The 22,071-nt window shown below is 38.1% G+C and carries 13 protein-coding genes; all 13 read right to left on the bottom strand.

Annotated features, from left to right (window positions below; genetic code table 11):
* Nucleotides 1-5: 5 nt before the first annotated feature.
* The 13 genes from GSB9_03103 to GSB9_03091 all read right to left on the bottom strand — a co-directional run bounded on the left by GSB9_03103 (nt 6) and on the right by GSB9_03091 (nt 21,897).
* Nucleotides 6-875 (bottom strand): alpha/beta hydrolase, encoded by an 870-nt coding sequence (locus GSB9_03103; GenBank protein UKM66513.1) that lies wholly within the window; start codon nt 873-875, stop codon nt 6-8.
* A 40-nt stretch (nt 876-915) separates the two neighbouring features.
* Nucleotides 916-4,287: an NEW3 domain-containing protein gene (locus tag GSB9_03102; protein UKM66512.1), complete on the bottom strand. Its 3,372-nt coding sequence runs from the start codon at nt 4,285-4,287 to the stop codon at nt 916-918.
* Between the two features lie 30 nt (nt 4,288-4,317).
* Nucleotides 4,318-5,961, bottom strand: a complete 1,644-nt coding sequence (locus GSB9_03101) for a carboxylesterase family protein (protein UKM66511.1) — start codon at nt 5,959-5,961, stop codon at nt 4,318-4,320.
* Nucleotides 5,962-6,049: 88 nt separating this feature from the next.
* Nucleotides 6,050-6,292 carry a hypothetical protein gene (locus tag GSB9_03100; protein ID UKM66510.2) on the bottom strand — a complete coding sequence of 81 codons (243 nt, stop codon included), beginning with the start codon at nt 6,290-6,292 and terminating at the stop codon, nt 6,050-6,052.
* A gap of 16 nt (nt 6,293-6,308) precedes the next feature.
* A complete protein-coding gene (locus GSB9_03099; protein ID UKM66509.1) occupies nt 6,309-6,884 on the bottom strand; it encodes a hypothetical protein in 576 nt (191 codons plus the stop codon).
* A gap of 7 nt (nt 6,885-6,891) precedes the next feature.
* Nucleotides 6,892-7,878, bottom strand: a complete 987-nt coding sequence (locus GSB9_03098) for an arabinan endo-1,5-alpha-L-arabinosidase (GenBank protein UKM66508.1) — start codon at nt 7,876-7,878, stop codon at nt 6,892-6,894.
* A 4-nt stretch (nt 7,879-7,882) separates the two neighbouring features.
* Nucleotides 7,883-8,857, bottom strand: coding sequence for a glycoside hydrolase family 43 protein (locus GSB9_03097; GenBank protein UKM66507.1), 975 nt, complete (start codon nt 8,855-8,857; stop codon nt 7,883-7,885).
* Nucleotides 8,858-8,869: 12 nt separating this feature from the next.
* Nucleotides 8,870-10,399, bottom strand: coding sequence for an arabinan endo-1,5-alpha-L-arabinosidase (locus GSB9_03096; GenBank protein UKM66506.1), 1,530 nt, complete (start codon nt 10,397-10,399; stop codon nt 8,870-8,872).
* Nucleotides 10,400-10,412: 13 nt separating this feature from the next.
* Nucleotides 10,413-11,966 carry an alpha-N-arabinofuranosidase gene (locus GSB9_03095; GenBank protein ID UKM66505.1) on the bottom strand — a complete coding sequence of 518 codons (1,554 nt, stop codon included), beginning with the start codon at nt 11,964-11,966 and terminating at the stop codon, nt 10,413-10,415.
* A 236-nt stretch (nt 11,967-12,202) separates the two neighbouring features.
* Nucleotides 12,203-13,579, bottom strand: a complete 1,377-nt coding sequence (locus GSB9_03094) for a vanadium-dependent haloperoxidase (protein UKM66504.1) — start codon at nt 13,577-13,579, stop codon at nt 12,203-12,205.
* A 75-nt stretch (nt 13,580-13,654) separates the two neighbouring features.
* Complete coding sequence (locus GSB9_03093; protein UKM66503.1) at nt 13,655-17,155, bottom strand: VCBS repeat-containing protein; 3,501 nt, start codon at nt 17,153-17,155, stop codon at nt 13,655-13,657.
* A gap of 35 nt (nt 17,156-17,190) precedes the next feature.
* Nucleotides 17,191-18,762 (bottom strand): RagB/SusD family nutrient uptake outer membrane protein, encoded by a 1,572-nt coding sequence (locus GSB9_03092; protein ID UKM66502.1) that lies wholly within the window; start codon nt 18,760-18,762, stop codon nt 17,191-17,193.
* Between the two features lie 12 nt (nt 18,763-18,774).
* Nucleotides 18,775-21,897: a TonB-dependent receptor gene (locus GSB9_03091; GenBank protein ID UKM66501.1), complete on the bottom strand. Its 3,123-nt coding sequence runs from the start codon at nt 21,895-21,897 to the stop codon at nt 18,775-18,777.
* Between the last annotated feature and the right edge of the window lie 174 nt (nt 21,898-22,071).

Genomic DNA, 22,071 nt, shown 5'->3' with positions numbered 1-22,071 from the left:
ATTTTTTACGGTTTCAAATATTTGTCAAAGAATTTTTCAAGCGCTGGGTCTGTCACTTCTAACTGCCCATTGTAAGCAATACCATGATCACCTTCCATCTCAAGATATTCTAAAGTGGTGTCGCCAGCAGCTTTCATTTTTTCTACAAAATCACGAGTCCTTTCAGGCAATACAATTGGGTCTTCGGTGCCTTGAATGAGAAACATCGGCGGGTGGTTAGCACTTATATAACCAATGGGCCACCATTCTTTTTTGGCCATGGGAACATCACGCCCCAATTCTGTTGGGGGAGATCCAGCACCAGCCACGGTTACTTTACTGGAGTATTCATCCCAACCACCATCGCCTTCTAAACCATCAGCTTTATCGGTCATGGCAAGCATAAGTGACAAGTGTGCGCCAGCGGAATGGCCGTAACTACCTATTCGGTTGGGGTCTACATGTAATTCACCGGCATGGGCACGTAGCCAGCGTACGGCACATTTAACATCTTCTATACAAGCTGGAAATTCGGCTTCGCCCGTTAGTCGATATTCCACATTAATGGTAACATAACCTTTCTGTGCATAGGCGACCATCATTTTCTGATAAACATCGACAGATTTCGACCCAAAACGCCATCCTCCGCCATGAACGATAACCAATGCTGGGCGTAGCTCACTCCCAAAATTTTCAGGCATGGCTAAATCAAGTTTCCAACTATCGCTTTCACCTTCACGATATGGGATATCCTTTGTTACGGTAATTGTTTTAAACTTGGTAGTAAGACCTTCATCCTCGGCTGTATCCACTGCCTTTTCTTTTTTTTGTGCGCAAGCTATTACTGATAACATTAAGAGTATCATCAGACCTATTGATTGATATATTTTTCTCATTACTGAATTATTAAAATTATAGAATGGTTTTAAGCATGTATCAATGTATTACATATTGATTGGGGTTTCCAGGTGTAGGTGTACCACTTGACACTTGGTCTCCTTTTTTATAAGACCTTGATAAAGGTCTGGAAAACGTAATTCCTGAACCAACAGCTTCTTCCCCATGGTCATGCTGGTGGGAGACAGGTTCGGTAACCGTTATAAAAGTTTGTGGTCCATCGCCGCTTCTTGGGCGCCACCAAAACCTAGTATAATCTGTGGTTGATTTGATAACTACAGTTTCTTGATTTGAACCTTTACCCACTGTGATTTTTTGACCATCCTCAAACCCTTCTATACTTTCAACAGGGATAATAGTATCGCCTGCTTTAACTTTGGCACTTAGCAATGTTCCACCAGCGGAACCAATAAGCGTTATTTTAGCTATTTCATAATTATCGATTCCCACAACAACTTTTTGGCCAATTCTAAAATCATCTACACTGTTCACTTTTATGTTATTGCTGCCAACATCGGAAGGCAGTGTAAGTGATATTGTATTATGTAGTTTAAAATCATTGCAATTGCTATCATGATCGGTTCCATCAGGATAACGGCCCACACTTCTCATAGGTAAGCTTGAAGGCGTTGTGTTTCTTCTACTTGTTCCCCCTTCCATGGCAGGTGACTCCGTATAGCAACCCAATTCTCCTGCACCTGATATGGCATGATAGCCTTCAGAAGCCCACGGGTCTACTATTTCACCGTAGTTAAGTCCATCAACAACATGGCCGTTAGCATTGCGCAAAACCATGTTCCCGGCCACGAAAGAAAGTGCTGGGCCACCAAACCATTGGTCTGGTTTAGCAGAACCTTGATAACCAGCAGTTGTAACTTTTAGATTCCTTACCACATCATTTATAGGATGTGTTTTGGCCAAAGGTTTATCAAGAGTAACGACAAAGCACAGTGGCAAAACAGGTTCGTTACTTGAGTGTTCGAATTTCGTAGCTGGTTCGAAGCTTACTCCTGTACCCCATACACTAAAAGGCATATTATAGGAGTGGTTAAATTTTAATGGCTCTGCCAAATCAAGTCCTGTTCCTGCATCATCATCTTCTCTTGTTAAAGGGCCATTAAAACTGTTTCGTGATGATGCTGTTCCAACTTTGGTTACAGTAACCCATTCAATTCCATGTCCTTCACTATCAATGTCCAATCTTATTTTGTCACCTACAGAGATGTCCTTTACAGAAGATACCTTAATATTGGTATCTCCGGGTTTTGCATCTACAGACAACCAAGCTTGTGTACCGCGTTTTCCTACTTCGGTTACGGTAACGACTTCGTATTTTTCAATGTCGCGGGCCACTGCAGGATAAGTGGCGCCATAGCCAATAGCCATTTTTTGTCCCACTTCAAAATTATCAACACTTTCAACCGGTATGCTAGTTGAACCTTTAGGAATGGTAATTACAGGCCCTTCAGGTAGGGGTTGCCAAACTGTTGTAGGCGTTCCTGGGGCAAGTGGTCGGCGATAGCCATATGTTGACCAAAAATCTCTCGGTGTTTCACTTTCTACTTTTTCAGGTGGATTTGAAATAGCTGTAATCTTTCTGGTTTCTTTGTTTGCATCAGTACCGATTACAATTTCATCGCCTATCGACATACCAATAGTGTTTCTTACGTATATGGTCGTTTCACCACTGACAGCTGGCACTTCCAATCCAGAATTTGATAAGCCTAAGAGATAATAATCGTTTGCTTCAAGTGTAATGCCTTTAGGAATTTCTATTGATGAAAAAATAGGTAATTCTGCTTGATGATGTGTTAGCGACCAATTTGAAATATCTACCTCATTTTCACCTGAATTGTATAATTCAATAAATGTGTTCGTTAAATTTTCTCCACTACCTATGGCAAATTCATTTATTTTAATGGGACTTACATTGCGGACTTTCTCAATGGCTTTCTCAGTCTGAGTTATGCTATTAGACGCATTTGTCCATTTCGCAATACCTACAAGATCACCGTTGAGCGTTTTAGAGCCTGATTTTACATTAAAAACAGCACTCACGGTCTCACCTGGTTTAATTGGGGTGGTAAATGTTTGTACAGCTTTATCGTTACCCAAAACATTTACTTTCCAGCCATAGGGGGCATCGATGCTAATTTGAAGATTATTAACCGCTGTTTGCGTGGTGTTTTTAAATGTAACCGTTGTGTTCTGGGAAGTGTTTGGAGCAAAAGTTTGCATTCCGGGAGGCGTATTGACCACAGCAGAAGGAGCAATGCTTAACTTAGCCTCGGCATAACCTGCTTTAACAATGTTTGCCTGAATTTTTTGATTTGTTTCAGCAGATGGATATGTTCCAGCAGCCGTCATAGCAGCTTCATAGAATGTTCCCTGGGAATAATTGTTGTTATCACCACCGTTACCGAGTACAATGGCTCCTTGTTTACGCATTGGGTCGTAACTGCTTTTATCATCCGGAAATTTATCGTTAATAATGCGCCCGCCGTCGTACATTGTATATAAGTCACCGCCTTGTGCATCCCCTCCCATAGATCTCCAATGACCTGGTTTTCCATCAGCAGTAGCTGTTACAAAGCGCCAGGAAATACTAGGGAGGTCTTTACAATATTTATCATTGGGATCGGGATTAACACAACCAACCAAATTGTTTTCTTGATCGGTCATAATCCAAGGGCCACTGTCTTGACCATAGTACCAAAAACGGGCATTGCCATAATAAGTGGACTCCATAGTGCCATCACCATCATCTCGGCTGTCAGTTTCAACATTACCGTAATTAAAACAGCAACCATCATTGAAATGGTGACCATTTATTACCCAATATTGGCCTTCAGCTTGGTCATCTACGGCGGTGCCTTTTGCGTCGTTCCAGCGCAATCCCATATCAGGAGCAATAAAAATACCATATACCTTATGCCCCATAACGGTCACTGGGGCCATATCTGCCATCGGGACATTATTAAAGCCACCCATTGCAGGTCCAATAAAAGCTCCTCGAGGTGCTTGCTCAAGATGATTGCCCATTCCTGATTGGTCATAAAGTTTTGTAATCCAACAATAGGTATCAGAGCAAAATTCATCCTGCGCCATGGCATCTGCATATCCTCCCGGATTGCCTTCACTTGGTTGAACTACGCCAATATCTAAAGTCTTGCCATCTGACTTACGCATCACTTGATAAAGTGGGCCGTTATAATCGGCGTATAATGCCCTTGTACTACTATGGGCTGCAACGCAAGGGCAGTCATCTTCTGCATATATATCACAGGGACCTTGGGGTCTTGGTGGAATGTTGTTGAGTTCCGTTGTTGTCATGGAGATGAATATAATGGCAATTACAGGAACGCACAATACTAATGCGCTGGTTGTTTTTAATCGCTTATTAATTTTCATTGCTTTGGTAATGTTAGTTTAGTTGTCTTTTTAAAATAGTTTAGTGGACGGAAAGGTGCTCAGATATTCAATGAGCTCTTTATCATGGTTGTAAATTATTTCACAATTATTGTCGAAAATCATGGTAGCTCCCTCTTCTGGGTTGTAAGCATCCCATTTTGGTAGTTTTTTGGAGTTCGGGTTGCCCGTTTTAATAAAGTTAATCCAAGCCGAACTGATTTTATCAGCCAACTCATAGGCTTCTTTAGTACCTCCGGTCATAGTACGTGCCATTTCAATATTATTAAACATAAAGGGAAGCTCCATACCATGGCAAGCTCCTAAACTACCATCGTTAACTGTTGATTTCCAGGTAAATAAATAAGAGTAGGCCGGGGCACCACCTTGTTTGCTTTTTGCAACTGCTTGTTTCAAAACACCAGATCTAAAAAAGATGTCAAAGCCTAACATTTCATGTGGCTCTGTAGAATTTGGGTATGCCTTTCTGTAAAGTTCGATGTATTTGTCGACGTTTTCCTTTCCAAATCGTTCCGCTATAACATCACGTACTTCACTAAGAGATTTTTTCGTAATTAAATTTCTATTGAAATAGGTAAATTCATTTAGGTCACTTCCTATGAGCATAGCAACATCTTTCGAGAAAGGTGCAGGCTCTGGATCAAAAGGATTTTGTACAATAAATTTTCCGTCTACGGTCGGACTGTAACCAACTCTGAAGTTTTGTTTTGATGATTTTTGTTTAGTTGAATTTAATACTCGAGTCGCGATAGTTCCAGCTTCAAGTAGTTCTTGATATGTAAACTCATCTAATTTTTCTGTATTGCTTGGTGTTACACCTAGTGCAGCGGCAAATGCCTTGCCAAAGGCTGTAGCATTCTCTTTTGGTTGAAGGGTTACTGTTGATCCACTTTGTACAATAGCTCTTTTAAAGAGACCAGCAGCTGAGGGCATGGCCATAAGTGTAGACACCTTACCGCCACCACCAGACTGTCCGTTGACAGTGACCGTATTAGGATCTCCTCCAAAACTTTCTATATTGTCACGCACCCATTCAAGAGCAGCAACAATATCCTGCATCCCAAGATTTACAGAATTGGAATATTTATCACCAAGAAATCTCAGGTCAACATAGCCTAGGGCATTAAGTCTATGGTTAATTGAGACGACCACAATATCACCTTTTTCAGCCATTGGGCCACCATCAAAAAAAGGAAGTTGGTTGGCAGATCCTGCAAAATACCCACCGCCATGAATCCATACCCAAACAGGACGCTTTTTACCATCGTTGATTTCTTTGCTCCAAACATTTAAGACAAAAGATTCTTTTTCATCCATAGGTTCCCTATTGAAAAGAAACCCAAAGTTGAATTCACTTTGGCCCTCCCAATCTTGGGCTGTAGGTTGCATGGCCTGAGGTCCAAAAATTTGGCACTGTCGTATGCCGTCCCAGTTATCCGGGGCTTGTGGCGACATGAACCTTTCTGCCTGAGCATAAGGAATACCTTTAAACACAAATATTCCATCATCGATATAGCCCCGAACCTTACCGTAGCTTGTTGATACAACAGCTATATTTTCCCCAGCCAAAATTGGACCTTTGTTGTTTTGACCAAAGCAAAATGAAATGATTGCAGTAAATAACAATGTTGTAGTGATAAACTTAATTTGCTTCATAATTATATTTTAGTTAAAAACTATTAAACCATTAAAGTGCTATTGTCAAAAATTTATTCCAACTCTCATTGAATAGATTACACTACTTTTATTTTGATTCCAAATACTTACCCTTTATCATTGTAAATGAATGAGGAGGGAATGAATAATTTAGCAAATTATCCTTTGGCTTTATACTGTCTTTTTCTGTAGTCTTTACAATTTCTTTTCCAAAAGTGTTTTGCGATTTTATGTCAGGCCCGTTAACTTCCATAACGTTTAATTTCCCATTGAATGCACCTTCTTGCAATAGAATATCTGTTGAAATGCTTTCTGTAAGGTGTCTGTTCATTACAGAAATGATGATTTCATCTCCATTCTTGGCCACTGATACATCCAGATAAGGCACATTTAATATTATCAAAGGTTACCTGTTGTATAATATCATTACCAATTAAAAGCTTTACTGTAACCTGTACATTCCCTTCTTTTTTTAAAACAATTCGCCCATTGTACGACTTTCCTTTTTCTAAAGCAATGCCCGATTGTTGTATACCTTCAAACGCTGTATTTGTTATGGCTATTTTAGGCGAATGTGCGCCGACATAAGGATTCATTGAGTCCATCGTCACTTTGCCGATAGGCTCCCATCGATTAATTTTTTCCTTTCTATTAATAGGGTTTAACGTATCTGTATTTACCGGATAAAAAAACTTTCTATCATCCAATAATTCAGCCCACAAACAGTCGTCTACTAAGTTTCCTACATCTTCGTTACCAAGATTTTCCATAAACATACCATAAAGATGATTGGAAATAGAATCCTTGGTTTTAGAAATATCAATTTTTGCGACTAATTTTGTAACGGACTGCTGTTGATCACTTTTACAAGCCGTAAGCATGACACAAAACAGCACGGGCAACACCAATCTGATTTTTCCCATTTCTATTTTATTTTAAAGGAGATACTCTTGGCCAGTCGTTTTCCCAGTTTATTTCCTTAACAATCAATTTTGGAACACCATCATCTTTAGCATCGTAGCCATGGCTGAAATAATAATCTTTCCCATCGAAGCTATACACACTATTGTGCCCAACGCCATGCCAGTTTTCATCGCCTTCAATAACCAAACTTCCGCCTCCATGGTTAAGAAGCTTTCCTTCTTTATCTACATACGGCCCTGTTACCGATTTTGAACGGCCCACCACCACTTTGTAAGTACTGTTTTCGCCACGGCAACAATAATCCCACGACAAAAACTGATAGTAATAGTCGCCTTTTTTAAAAATAAAAGGACCTTCTAATGCGGCATCACCAGCATTAGCATCAGGTATATCTGGGCTTCTTTCTCTTCTTGCAATGGGATACCATTCTTGAGGTTGTGCCAAAGTTTTTAAATCGTCATTTAGTCTAACTATTTTTAATCCGCTCCAAAATGAACCAAATGATAACCAAGGGGTTCCTTCATCATCAAAAATTAAATTGGGGTCAATGGCATTCCATAAATCTCTGTTTGGAGCCGATTGAATTACAATACCTTGGTCTTCCCATTTATAGTTTTCGTCTTCTGGATTTAAAGTTGCATTGGTTACCAAACCTATTGCTGAAGTATTTTTACCAAAAGCCGAAATGGAATAATATAAATAATAGGTTCCGTTGTGAAAAGTGATATCGGGTGCCCAAATATGCCCGTTAAATCCTGGGGCTACATCTTTAGCCCATTTAGGACTTTCAGCAAAAACCGGCGCTCCCTTTTTCCATGTTTTTAAATCTTTTGAGGTAAACCTTGTAATACCAGGGCCTGTACAGAATAAATAGTACGTATCACCTTGTTTGGCTACAACAGGGTCGTGCGTTATTGGTTTATCGGTTTGGGCACAAGAAACGATTGTCACTAAAACAGCAAATAACGAAATGTAATGTTTTAATTGATTCATAATATTAGTTTTGAATACCTTCTGATGTCATAATAACACGTTTCATCGTGCCGTCTTCATTATAGTAAAGCCTATCTACACATACGGAACGCCTAAAACTACCTCCATGTGTGGGAATACTTCCATTATGGTAAATAAAATAATCTTTTTCTTTAAATTCAATAATCGCCTGATGGTTGGTATTACTGTTGCCAGCAACCTCATTTAAGATACCTTTAAACTCCCACGGGCCGTTAATTGATTTACTCATAGCATAAGCTATTTTTTCAGGAAATTGGTAGGCATACGATAAGTAGTACCAATCACCTTTTTTATGAATATATGGTGCCTCCGTGAAGTTTGGCAAATCAACAGTCATAATTGGGCCATCAAGCTCAATCATATTGTCTTTTAATTTGGCATATTTGCAAACGGTATTTCCCCAAAATATATAGGCTTGCCCATCGTCATCAATCCATACTGTTGGGTCAATATCATCCCAACTTATCTTAGTATGGGTCGTCATATCATTTGTTATTAATGCTTTTCCAATAGCATCAACAAAGGGACCTGTTGGATTATCGGAAACCGCTACACCAATGGCTTTACCGTGAATACTGCCGTGCTCTACAGTTACAAACCAATAAAACTCCCCATTCTTTTCAATCACTTCTGATGCCCAGGCACTCCCAGACGCCCACTTAAAATCTGTGGGTTTTAACGGTACGGGATGTTCTGTCCAATTAACCATGTCGGGTGAAGAATACACCAACCATTCATGCATTCTGTATGCATTAACATCGTTGGGTGCTTGGTCGTGTCCTGCATACAAGTAAACTTTATCGTTATGTACAATTGCTGCAGCGTCGGCAGTATATTTATCTGTAATGATAGGATTATTAAAGTTTAAATTTTCAATTTTTGAAGAATCGTTTCTTTTTGTAGATCCACAAGCAAAACAAAGTATAGAAGTGGTTAGCAAAGCCAATAATTTTTTCATAATAAATTTGAATTAATTTACTTTTTTACCCCAAATAGCCGTTCCATCATTATTTAAACCAGACAACAAAATGGTAGAAGCTACTTTGTTTTCCCAATCTCTACCGCGCTCAACATATAATTTATCCGTAAATCCGTTAGCCCAAGATAAGGTTAACCACGGTGCACTATATGTCCAAGAATTGTTGGAATCACCATTTATCGAACCATCTGCAGCCAATTCTAAACTAATTGATGTTTGAAAATCGGCCGATATTTGTTCTTCAGCATAGCCTGGAACTACACGGTAACCTAAAATGATTTGCTCGTAGGTTCCAGCTAGATCTGCTTCAGAAATAGCTGCTTGGCCAACAGCTGCGTAACGCTCTGGCGAAACAATAGGCCAACCATCTTCCGTCCAATGTATTTTACGAACGTGTAAAATCATGAAAAAACTATTTATTCCAGGTCTGCCTTGATGTGCCATATAGTATTGACCATTACCATCATTAAAAACAGCTGGATGTGAAACCCCTTGCCATCCAGAATGGCCATTGAATTTATAAGGTGCCAATATCATAGGTACATTATCCACCTCGGTGTTGATATTTATACCATTGTAATCGTAAAAAGGTCCGTCAGGTGTGTCACCACGACCTACCCTAACATTATATTTTGTTTGAAGCCAATCATATGAAATAAACATATAATATTTACCTTGCTCGGCATTGTAAATAACCTCGGGGCCTTCAATATTTCCATTAATGGAACCTCCAGTGAAGCCACGCTGTGCAATACGAGTTCCCTTAGTTCCGTTAACCAATGGCAGACCTGTTGAAGGATTTAATTTCAATTTATAAATACCGTCCCAGGCAGAGCCATAATAGAACCAATGTTCACCAGAAGGCGTTACCACAACAGCCGGATCGATGGCATTGGTTTGCCTACTTCCATCAGCTTCAGAAGTTACTACCAAATCTTTTTCCAACCATGGCCCTTCGGGGCTTGATGAAGTTGCCAATCCGATAACACTTAGTCTTCCTACTTCTGATGATAACGAATAATACAATCGATACTCATCTCCAACTTTCATAACGTAAGGTGCCCATAGTGAATTAAAAGGTTCTGCACCTTTACTTCGGATAAAATTGGCTCCTTTTGAAGGCAAGGTATTAAATGCCCAACCAACCCATTGCCAATTAATTAAGTTTTTTGATTTTCTGATTTGAATCCCTGGACGAACAGCCGATCCAAATGAGACATCGGTGTTATAACAATAATAGGTATCTCCTACCTTAATTACTGAGGGATCGTGTACATTGTAAGGTCCCCAGTCCCTAATATTTTCAACCCCAGCTACATCGTAGTAGGTGTCTTCAATATTATCTACTGTATAAATTTTTGAGGTTGGTTCTTCCTCTTCCTCCTCTTCTTGTTCTTCTTCCTGCTCTTGCTCTTGTTCTTCGTTTATTGGGCTATCTTTAGAACACCCATCAAACAATACGAACATAACAAGCAAAAACGCTAAACATTTAAAATTCCAAATTATATTAATCCTTTTCATAGCATAAAGTTTTTTATTTTCCTTCCAATACCACCACCGAGAAAGGAGGCAGTGTAAGCCTTAGTATACCTTTTTTAAGCTTGTAATCCTTAAATTTCACAGGAACAACTTTTTTGGGGTTGTCGAAAGTATTGTGGTCTTGCAATTTATCGGAAGTCAAAATTTCTCCAGTAATTTCCTTAATTTTCAACTTACTTAAATCCAATTCAATTTTATTTTCCTGCTGTGAATCTATATTTACCAGAGAAACATGAACCATTCCGTTTTTATCTCTTGATGCCGAAGCTGAAATGGCAGGCAGCGTTTCGCCTTTATAAGTATAATTTGGCGACTTAAAAGACAACGGCAATAGCTTGGAATCTTGGTGCACCGCATACATTTTCATAACATGATATGTAGGAGTAAGTAGCATTTTATCGTCTTTGGTTAAAATCGCCGCCTGAAGCACATTAACCGTTTGAGCTAAATTGGCCATTTTTATTCTATCAGCTCTATCATGAAACATATTTAATGATAAACCAGCAATCATGGCATCACGCATGGAATTTTGCTGGTAAGCAAATCCAGGATTGGTACCTTCTTCTACGGCGTACCAACTTCCCCATTCGTCAACCACCAAGGCTACTCGCTTTTTAGGGTCGTACTTATCCATAATGGAAATATGGGTATCTAAAATTTCATTGGTTCTTAAACAGTGTTTCATGAAAAGGAAATAATCAGACTCGTCAAATTTTGTTGCAGAACCTGTTGGTGGCCAACCCGTTCTTGTATAATAATGTACCGAAAGCCCCCACATCATGTTATGTGGCACATCGCGCATCATCACTTCCGTCCAATGATAATTGTCTGAATCGGCTCCAGATGCAATCTTTTTTATGTTTACTCCCGAGTAGTTTCTTGCGTAGGTTGCATATTGTCTGTAAAGGTTTGCAAAATATTCCGGCGTCATATTGCCTCCGCAACCCCAGCTTTCGTTTCCAATACCCCAATATTTTACTTTCCAAGGTTCTTCCTGTCCGTTGGCTTTTCTCCAATTGGCCATAGCTGTGTTTCCGTCATAATTACAGTACTCAACCCAATCGTTTAGCTCTTCCACCGTGCCGCTTCCTACATTTCCTGCTAAATAGGGCTCTGTTTCGAGCAACTCACACAATTCTAAAAATTCATGGGTCCCGAAGCTGTTATCTTCTTCTACCATACCCCAATTTGTATTTAAAATATTAGGCCTATCTGCTTTCGGCCCCACGCCATCTTTCCAGTGGTACTCGTCGGCAAAACAACCTCCCGGCCAACGCAAATTGGGGATTCTCAAACCTTTTAAAGCCTCTATAATATCGTTCCTCACTCCATTGGTGTTTGGTATGTCACTGTCCTCTCCCACATAAAACCCGTCGTATATACTACGCCCCAAATGTTCCGCAAAATGACCGTAGATGTGTTTGCTTATGGTAGGTGCAGACTCGTCTTGACTCACGATTATCGCCGTAGTATCTTGTGCATAAATAATGGAATTTATGATGAAAAATAGTGCGACACATTTCCAAAGAGCTAATTTAACTTTAAACATAACCATAGACTTATTTGTATTATTTAATTTTAGTTGAATGAGTATACTGAATAAAAAATATAAGTGTAATTTACACACTTACAAATTAATTAAAAAGTTTTAAGATTTCCAAAAACACATTGGTGAATTTTATTAAATTAATCATAAAATATAATGTTTGCAATCACTTTTATAATCAAAAAGCAAAAAAATTAACAAATTGACATTTTAGATATTAAGAAAACCTTAGAAAAGCACTAATCCTCCACACCCTTTAAAGTCTTAAGGTTATCTACAATATAGTTACCTATCGACTTTCCTTGATTTAAACCTTCATTAATTGCCATTTCATAATGTATTCCCCCATATAATCTAGACAAAGCTGCTTCTTCTGACGCCTGTATAAAAGAGGTAAATGACCTAGCGGGTAAACCATACTCCATTTCAGTAGTATCTTTAAATCTAAAATTATCCCCAAACAAATGTGTTAAAACAATTGCAGCAGACCCAGAAATTACAGAATGACCACTTGTATATTCAGGAAAGGGGGGGGTTTGCAAAAAGGGCTCCCAATTTTCGTCTATTGACTTATTAATTACTGTTTCTGGACGCACTACCAAGGTGTTCCATTTAGCATCCCAACAGCTTATAAATCCATCAAAAAGGGCTACTGATACGTTGGCAAAAGCATTAACAGTTTCATCAAAACTAGATTTGTCTATGACCGTGGCAAGCGATGTTATACCAATCCAATGACCGCCAGGTGTTATTTTTTTTGTAGCAAACATAGCATGACCTTGGTGGTGCGAAACATATGGATTACAGTCCCAAAACTTTGCTATATCTGCACCTTTTGTGTTCAATTTACCACCAACCTTATAAACTTCAAGTAGTTGCTTTAAGAAAGGGCTTCCTTCAGTTAAATCAAACTCTATGGGTGGGGTGGGTTCAAATTGGTTTGCTGACTGCAACACCAAAGTTCTAATTTTATTCCAATGTGGTTCTATACCCTGCATATAATCGGGCGGTGTAGGTTTCCAATATTGTGGTTCCTTGCGAACTATGTATTGCGGATAAGTACGGGTTTGCTTATAAAAATCGTTGTCCGCCCACTGTAATATATGTTGAGCCACTTGATTTCCGTATTCAAGTGACGCATCCAATACTCTTTTAGGAAGTCCAGTTTGGGTTAAACTATCGTAACAACTTTCTTGAAACTCGGTTAGTTTGTCTTCGGAAAAAACAAGTGCCTTACCAACAGTAAGAAATGCATGTACAGATGCCAAATGAAAGTTAATATTCTTGTTTGATGGCTCTGGCACCTCTTTAAAATCTTTTACCTGCCCCACTAAACTGTTATATTTTTCAGGGTATTTTTTTTGAATAACGGCATAAGACGCTAAACTGGGGTACATGTAAACCCTAGATGCCACCGGAGGTGAAAATATATCGTAAACAATAACATCGGTTAATTCTTTAACAGCCTTCCTAAACAAATCTGGATTATCCAAGGCCTCCTGATATCTCGTATCTTCTTTACAGCCAGAAATTGAACATATCAAAAAAGAACATGAACATATTAAAAAAACACGTTTTAAGTAAATGACATTAAATGTAGGTTTATTATATAACATGACTGTTTTTAAAATTAATTGGTGTTAACGCCGTGATAGAAATCCTCTTTAATTCAAAATAAAAGCTCTGCGGAATTAATCGAAATTTAATTTACGTGTCTCCTTACCCATATTACCATAAAAAGTGATGGTTTTCATTGATGGAATAACGCCAAAACTGTTGGATGATTGCGATAAATACCCCCCTCCTAAGTTAAACAATAGTTTTCTCTTAGTACCATCTTTAAATTGAATTTCAGCAAAAAGCTCGTTGGCTTTGGGTTTTACTGTTGTTTGGCTTTGGTTACTAATGGCCCTTGAAGCTACTTCCCCATTATTTTTACCCACTAATACCAGAGATGTTTTTGGGGTATTTATTCTTACTATACTTTTTGAATCTCCTAAAACCGTAAAGCCTGTATCGCTATTATTTAACACTTTAAAAGTACCATCTCCCTGGTTTTTTAAAACATGTCCTATCGAGGCATCATATCTGCCGGCCCCAACTTCGGTAGCGTAATTATTACCTACCAAAACTAGGTCTAAAAACCCATCGTGATTGATGTCTTCTGCCAAAATACCATTTATGGGCGCTACTTGGGTTTCCAGTGGAAGCGGACTAAGCTTAAACTTGTTGTTTCCCAAATTCTCAATATAACAGGTCCTCAACTCAAAAGCCTTTAATGTTTTTTGCTCTGATGTGTTAAATAAACTTAAAACATCTTCGGTGGAAGACTTTGCGAACGTGTTATAGTACAAAAACTTTTTCTTTACTTTTGGCAGTTGTTTTATCAACTGGTCCAGTGAAGCCATTGGATAATATTGCCCCTCTTCAAATTTTGAAAATATAGGGTCCACAGCTCCATTATCATCAAAATCGGCATAATCTAGCCTTATGGGCTGATTGTCTATCACTTTTAAATTAGAATTCAAACCCAGGTTTCCGGCAACAAAATCAATATCGCCGTCGTTATCAAAATCTCCAGGTTGGATACTGTTCCAAAGCCCAGAGCTATTCTGTAAGTTGGAACTTGACGTTATGTTTACAAGTTCTTTACCATTTCCTTTTAACAGCGTTATTGGCATAAACTCCCCAACTAACACTAAATCTAAATTTTTGTCATTATCAAAATCGGTCCATACGGCCGATGTCACCATGCCCACTTCATTTAAATCCTTACAAACCGTACTATTGGCTATTTTAAACTTACCAGAATTGTTTTCTAGTATATAGCTTTTGGGAGCAATAGGATACTTTCCGGGCACCATGCGTCCACCAACAAATACATCGATATCGCCGTCACCATCAAAATCGGCAGCTGAAACAGCCGATGTACTTGTTAACATTTCAGGTAACTCCCCGATTTGTAGCTCTCCATTTTTGTTGTAATACATTCTGTCCTGATAAGCCTCATGGCCTTCATAACGTTCAGACCCTCCACTGGCAACATAAATATCGTTAAGCCCATCGCCATTGGCATCAAAAATCACAGCGCCTTGGTCTTCATACAATTCGGTATCTTTTATCTCAACTTTTTTAAATCCCCCATTTTTTTCTTGATAATGTATCGTTGAATTATGACCATAAGCCCCTCCAATAAAAATATCGTCCAAACCGTCACCATTTAGGTCTGCTACTGCCATTCCCGGCCCTTGGTTAGAATACTTTTGCATGAGCAATGATTGCGAGGCAAAATCGTTATAACTTTTGTCTTGGTGAACGTGGTTGAATAATGAGTCTATTTCGAAATATTTTGGTTTTTCAATTGACCCGGATTTTTCTACCTGCTCCGCCATATTGTAATCCACAGTAACTACCTGATTAGTGCTTAAATTAAAAAGCGTGTTGGTTTTTCCTCCAGGCCATTCTACCACTAAACTATCAATATTTTCCAGATTTTTTAAACCAAAATGAAGCGTAGTTTCCACCGAACTTTGAAAGCCCCTTACCGGCTGGTTATACCTTATTTTTTTATGGGATGCAACGTGGACCGTTGCTTTTGCTCCAATCCCTTTTTTATTATTTGCACTCCCTTTGAACTTAACCTTTAAATAGTTTGAATTCGCAGTATCGGTTTCACGAAGCCTATTTTTATAAACGAACGCATTTTGATTGATATTACTGACCATCAAATCAAGATCGCCATCGGCATCGAAATCTGCATATACCGCTCCGTTAGATATTGATTCTTCATCAAAGCCCCAGTCTTGGGTTACTTTTTCAAAGGTTGAATCCCCATTATTTTTGTATGCGTAATTAGCAACTTTTATTGTAGGCCTGGTGTAAAGACAATCAATAACAGATTTTTTAAGTTCATCGACGTCTTTAAACGCCGAGGCTTTGCTTTGCCTAAACTTTACAAAATCCATATCGGTAATATCCTTACCAAAACCATTTGTTATGTATATATCGTTCAAGCCATCATTATCAAAATCGGCTATTAACGGCGCCCAACTCCAATCGGTTTTATCGATGCCAGAGAGTTGGCCTATTTCACTAAAGGTTCCGTTGCCATTATTACGCTGCAACATGTTGCGCATGTGTTGGTGCCCGTATCCAAATTGTAAAGCAATTTGAAATATATCGTGAGAGTGTGCACCAGACATGAGCTTTCTTCTTTTTACATTTTCCGGAAGCATATCAACGGTTATCACATCCAGCAAACCGTCGTTATTGATATCGGCCACATCATTACCCATTGAGAAATGGCTAATGTGACCAAAATGATTTGAAACGTCTTCCTTAAACGTGCCGTCTTTTTGATTTATATATAAAAAATCGTGAGAGAGATAATCGTTAGAAACATATAAATCTGGCCATGAATCGTTGTTGGCATCAAAAACTGAAACTCCCAAACCAAAGCCTTCTATGGAAATTCCGGCTTCTTTTGAAACATCTTTATATACTGGATGGTTTAAAGCTTCATTAAAATCATTTCTGTACAACCTATCAGTATTTCTCCCTTGGCCATCTTTGAGTATAGCTCTAATCCGGATAGCAGATTTTTCAAAACCACCACCTGTTAGCAAATACATATCCAAATCGCCATCCAAATCGTAGTCAAAAAAAATAGATTGGATGGATTCACCTGAATCGTCCAAGCCATAATCTTCAGCAGATTCGGTAAACGTAGCATCACCATTATTTATGTAAAGCAGATTAGGAAACACACTTTTGTTCCCCATTCCGCCAACACTTAAATATATATCATCAAACCCATCTTGGTTAATGTCGATTACGCTAACACCCGTACACCATTTTCCTTCGGTATTTATACCAGAACTTTCGGTTATATCATCAAATTGCAATTTGCCTTTGTTAATATAAATTTTGCTCTTTACTAAATTTCCCGAAAAAATAACATCCGGTAGACTATCTCCATTAAAATTTCCAACACCAACCCCTCCACCATTGTAGAGGTATTCATAGTTTAAAATGTTAATTGAATCGTTAGTAGATATTTCATTTTTAAAATTGATGCCTGAAAAATCTGCACTAATACGTTGAAATAATGTATTATTGTCGTTATTTTCTCTAGCACAACCTGTCGCAATAACGACCACCAGTAAGACAAGTATTTTGTTTTTAACTTTCAAGCACCAATTATTTAAAAAACTAACTCAAATTTATTTTAACCTTGGTTTGCCGCATTTCCATCTAAATTAGGGTTTCTATCCAATTCCGTTTGTGGTAAGGGTTGATATTTTCTATTTGGTGCAAAAGAATTGAAGTCTGGATCATTTGCTTTTAACTCATTTAATTTTGTTGCATCATCTAACCAGCCCCATCTTTTAATGTCATACCATCTTAAGCCTTCAATGGCCAACTCGGTTACCCGTTCATGTTCCAATTGATCCATAAATTGACTTAAAGAATAAGCTGCAAATTCGGCCTCCCTATCTGGAAGGTTTGCTCTATCTCTAACTCGTTGAACTTGGGCTGCCGCTGAAGGTATATTACCCGTATTTGCTAAACATTCAGCATACATTAATAAGACATCAGCAAAACGTATGATATGGTAGTTAATACCGCAAGTAAATGGATCTCCTCCTGTGTTTGCCAAAGTATATTTTGCAATATAGAATAGATTCGGATCAAAAGGATAATCTGCTTCTACAGGATAATCAATACCATAAGCCTGCGTTAAACCTTCTGAAGGTTGATATGATAATATAGTGGCTGCAAAACGAGGGTCTAATTTGTCATCAACAGTTCTTTCCATTGATAATTCATCCACTAAAAATTGTGTCGGGATAAAGTCATAAAAATCACCTCTAGAATATGTGGGAGCAACTGCTGAAAATTGCCTCCAATTCACAGTAGGATCTCCTCCCCAGTTAAAATCTACATTTGCACTCTGAGTAAATTCAGCCCAAAATATTCTACCCGGATTTGCATTTTCTAGAGCGGGATCTTGAGAAAACAAATCTCCATAATTTGGAGCTAAATCATATACTTGTGAATCTACAACAGCTTTAAAATAAGGCAATGCTTCATCGTGTAATCCTTGATACAACTTAAGCTTTCCCATCAATGAATTTGCTGCTCCACTAGTGGCTCGGGCTGCTTGACCAGTATCTGGTCCAGTAACATTATCATAGCTAACAGGAAGTTTGCCTATAGCCTCATTTAAATCTGCCTCAATCTGTGCATATATATCTGATTGAGTTATTTCTTGATTAGAAGGGAAAAAACTCTCCGATCCAGCTTGCACCTCCAATACCAAAGGAACATTATTATAAACATTTGTAGCATTAAAATATGCTAAAGCTCTTAAAAAATACGCTTGACCTAAAAGCCTTTCTCTAAGCTCAGGTTCAATATCTTCAATTTGATTAATAGCTGCAAGGGCTTGATTAGCTCTATTGATAACGGTATAATAACCAAGATATGCTATTTCAAGCGCGGTGTCTGTAGAAGGCACTGTAAAATTTCCAGTTTGTGTTAAAAATACCCAAGGGCTTCTAGATCTTGCTTCATCTCCTCTAGCATCACCCATAATTGGTGTCATTCTCTGATAATTTCCATCTATTATAAGCCCATTGTAAATGGCATCCACTGCAGCTTGCGCTTCTTCTTGACTTTGATAATATTGATCAGCACTAAGTCTATTTGGGTTTTGAAGTTCTAGTTCATTATCACACGAATTAATTGATGCAATAACAACTACAAATAAAAATAATTTTAATATGTGTGTTTTCATTTTTCTTAGCTTTTAAAATTTTAATTGCAATCCTACCATGGAAGTCATTGGTCTTGGATATGTTCCAAAATCAAAGCCTGGATTTAATACACCAGCTTGAAAATCTGGATTATAACCCTTATATTTTGACAAAACAGCTACATTTTGTAAGGTAATAAAAAATCGAGCATTAGACATATACATTTTACTGGCAATATTTTCAGGTAAAGTGTACCCCAACGATATTGTATTTATCCTAAAATAGTCTCCATCTTGTAACCAACCAGGCCTGTTTGAATCCCTACCATTGTTGTTAGGATCGTCTAAAATAACACGTGGCACAGTGGTGTTCGTATTTGTTGGTGTCCAACGGTTTAAAATATCCTCGTGCCAGTTGGTATATCCAGAAGTTGGCATTAAACCACGGTATAGGTTACTATTAATTAAATTCCCACCACTACCTTGACCAAATATGGTAAAATCGAAATTTTTATAGTTTGCTGTAATGTTAAGACCATAGTAATAGGTTGGCAATCCTTGACCCAAGAATGTACGATCTTCATCTGTTATAGCACCATCAGGCGTTCCATCTGGTCCACTGATATCCTTAAACTTGATGTCTCCTGGTGCTGTTCCAGGGTTTTGAAAAGGCGCATCAGCCACTTCTTGGGCCGATTGGAAAATACCATCATAAACCCATCCATAATGTTCACCTAAGGAACGACCTACAATATTTCTAGTTCCAGTACCAGTAAGAAATTCTTGACCACCAATTTCAAGTATCTCATTCTTTACTGTGTAAAAGTTAGGAGCAATTTCAAAAGAAAAATTATCACCAATGGGTTGTCTATAAACAGCAGATAATTCAATACCCGAATTTCTTATCGATCCAGCATTGGACAAGATTGTAGAATTAAACGCACCAACTGTGTTTGACAATGGCACAGGGATATCAACTAAAACGTCCTCAGATGTATTTCTATAATACTCAGCAGTAAAATCTATTGCACCATTTAAAAGGGTAGCATCAAGACCAATACTACTGGTTCTTCTGGTTTCCCATTGGATATCTTCATCAATAAGCTGTGTTACAGCTGCCCCAACAACCGTTGAGCCTCCTGAGAATTGATAAGGAATACCTCTATTTATGGTTCTTTGATACAGGTAGTTTCCAACTTCCTGATTACCAACTTCACCCCAACCACCTCTCAACTTAAGGGTGTTGATAAAATCCGGTAATTCAAATTCGTTATGTATTTTCCAAGCTGCAGAAACTGAAGGAAATACTTCATATCGCACATCAGGATTAAATCTTGATGACCCATCATATCTAATATTTCCCGTGATGAAATATTTATCATCAAAAGAATAATTTATACGTCCCAGCAAAGAGAACAATGCAGCTTCTTGAATATTATCAAAAACACTAAAATCAGTGGCATTACCTAGACTTAAAACGTAAGGTTCGGTAAGACCTCCACCAACTGCTGTAACTGCTCTAAACTCGTCCTTTTGATAGGTTTGACCAGCTAAAACAGATATATTATGCTTACCAAACTCTTTGGTGTAGTTTGCTGTATTCTCAACCAAAAATCGACTTATGTTGGTATTAACAACACGCAACTGAGCTAGTGGATTAGGAAAAAAGTAACCTAAATCGTATTTAGGTACAAAGAGCTGACTCTCAATATTAGTACTATTATAAGACGCACTCGATTTTAAAACAAGTCCATCAATTGGTTCAAAACTCAAGTACAAATTAGCATTTAATCTATTTACCTTAGACTCATTATCAATCAATGTATTTATTCCCGGGACATTAAGCGTAATGGATTGATGAATGGTAGCATTGGCTCCTCCATAACCGCCAAGTCGATTTGAATCATAAACTGGAATTGTGGGTGCGGCCTGAAGCAAGTCATTAACCAATGTTGGCCTTCCTCCAGGTAAATTGATGGTAGCTGTATCAAATAAAGGGTTTTCATCTGAATGCACAAAAAAGAGGTTTTCACCTACTGTAAATTTGCCGAATTTTGCTTCTGAATTTACTCTAAAAGAATAACGCTTGTAATTTGGGCCTTGCCCTACTAAAGTACCTTCGTTGTCTAAATAATCTAAGGACAAAAAATAATTGGTATAGTCTGTACCACCAGCAACATTAAAGTTATGGTTTTGGATGAAACCATTTTTATACCCCTCCTCTTGCCAATCTGTATCTATATCGTCAATAAATTGAGGAGAGCTAGGGTCATTCCCTAGTGGTATTGGTATTTGACCATTAGGAGGTTGAACGGCATTAAAATTATTTATCAACTCCCTATTTATGGTTTGATAACCCACTCTATCCAGTACCGGAAGACTTTGTGTTATGTTTTGTATACCATAATATGATGAAAGACTAAAAGTAGTTTTTTGTCCTTTTTTTCCTGATTTAGTTGTCATTATGACAACTCCATTACCTGCTCTATTACCATAAATAGCACCTGCAGACGCATCTTTCAGTACTTGAACGGATTCGATATCATTAGGGTTAATATCCCTAATGCCATCAACAGGAACACCATCAACAACATACAACGGCTCTGCACTTGCTCCTATACCAAAAGTAGCTACACCTCGTATTCGCACACTAGGTGCGGCACCAGGTTGACCATCTGTGGTAATTGAAACACCAGCTACTCGACCTTGCATCATTTGTGTAACATCATTAGTAGCTTGTTTTGTCATTTCTTGCGTATCTACAAGACTTACAGCTCCTGTCAAATCAGATTTTTTCTGGGTACCATACCCAACAACCACCACCTCGTCCAAAGAGGTTAAATCTTCTTTTAATACTACATTGATAGTGGTAGAACTCCCTACGGTTATATCTTGGGTTAAATAACCCAAATATCTAAACTCCAACACATCGCCTGCCGACGCCTTGATAGAATAATTACCGTTAAAATCTGTCACGGCTCCTTGAGTACTACCAAGAAGCAAAACATTTACCCCAGGCAAAGGAATCCCTTCACTCTCAGAAGTAACCGTTCCTGAAATTGTTTGCTGTGCAAAACTAAAATTTGCACAAGCCATCATAATCACCAATGCCATTAACCATTTCTTGAATGGCCAATTACATTGACGACTAAATAATAGTAGTTTAGTTGTAATCATACTAGTTTGTTTTTAGTTAGTAATTAGAATTAATTTAGCACTGAAATAATGAGAAACCTTATTACCGTTGGTTAGTCGGTACACAAAATATTATAAATTTCCCACAAGTGTAAATCTCACATTTGTAAATAAATAACAAAAATTTAACATTTACAAATTTTTTTTAAAGTAAAT

The organism is Flavobacteriaceae bacterium GSB9 (genome assembly GCA_022749295.1).
GTDB lineage: Bacteria > Bacteroidota > Bacteroidia > Flavobacteriales > Flavobacteriaceae > Flavisericum.
This window is presented reverse-complemented; position numbering and strand designations above follow the sequence as displayed.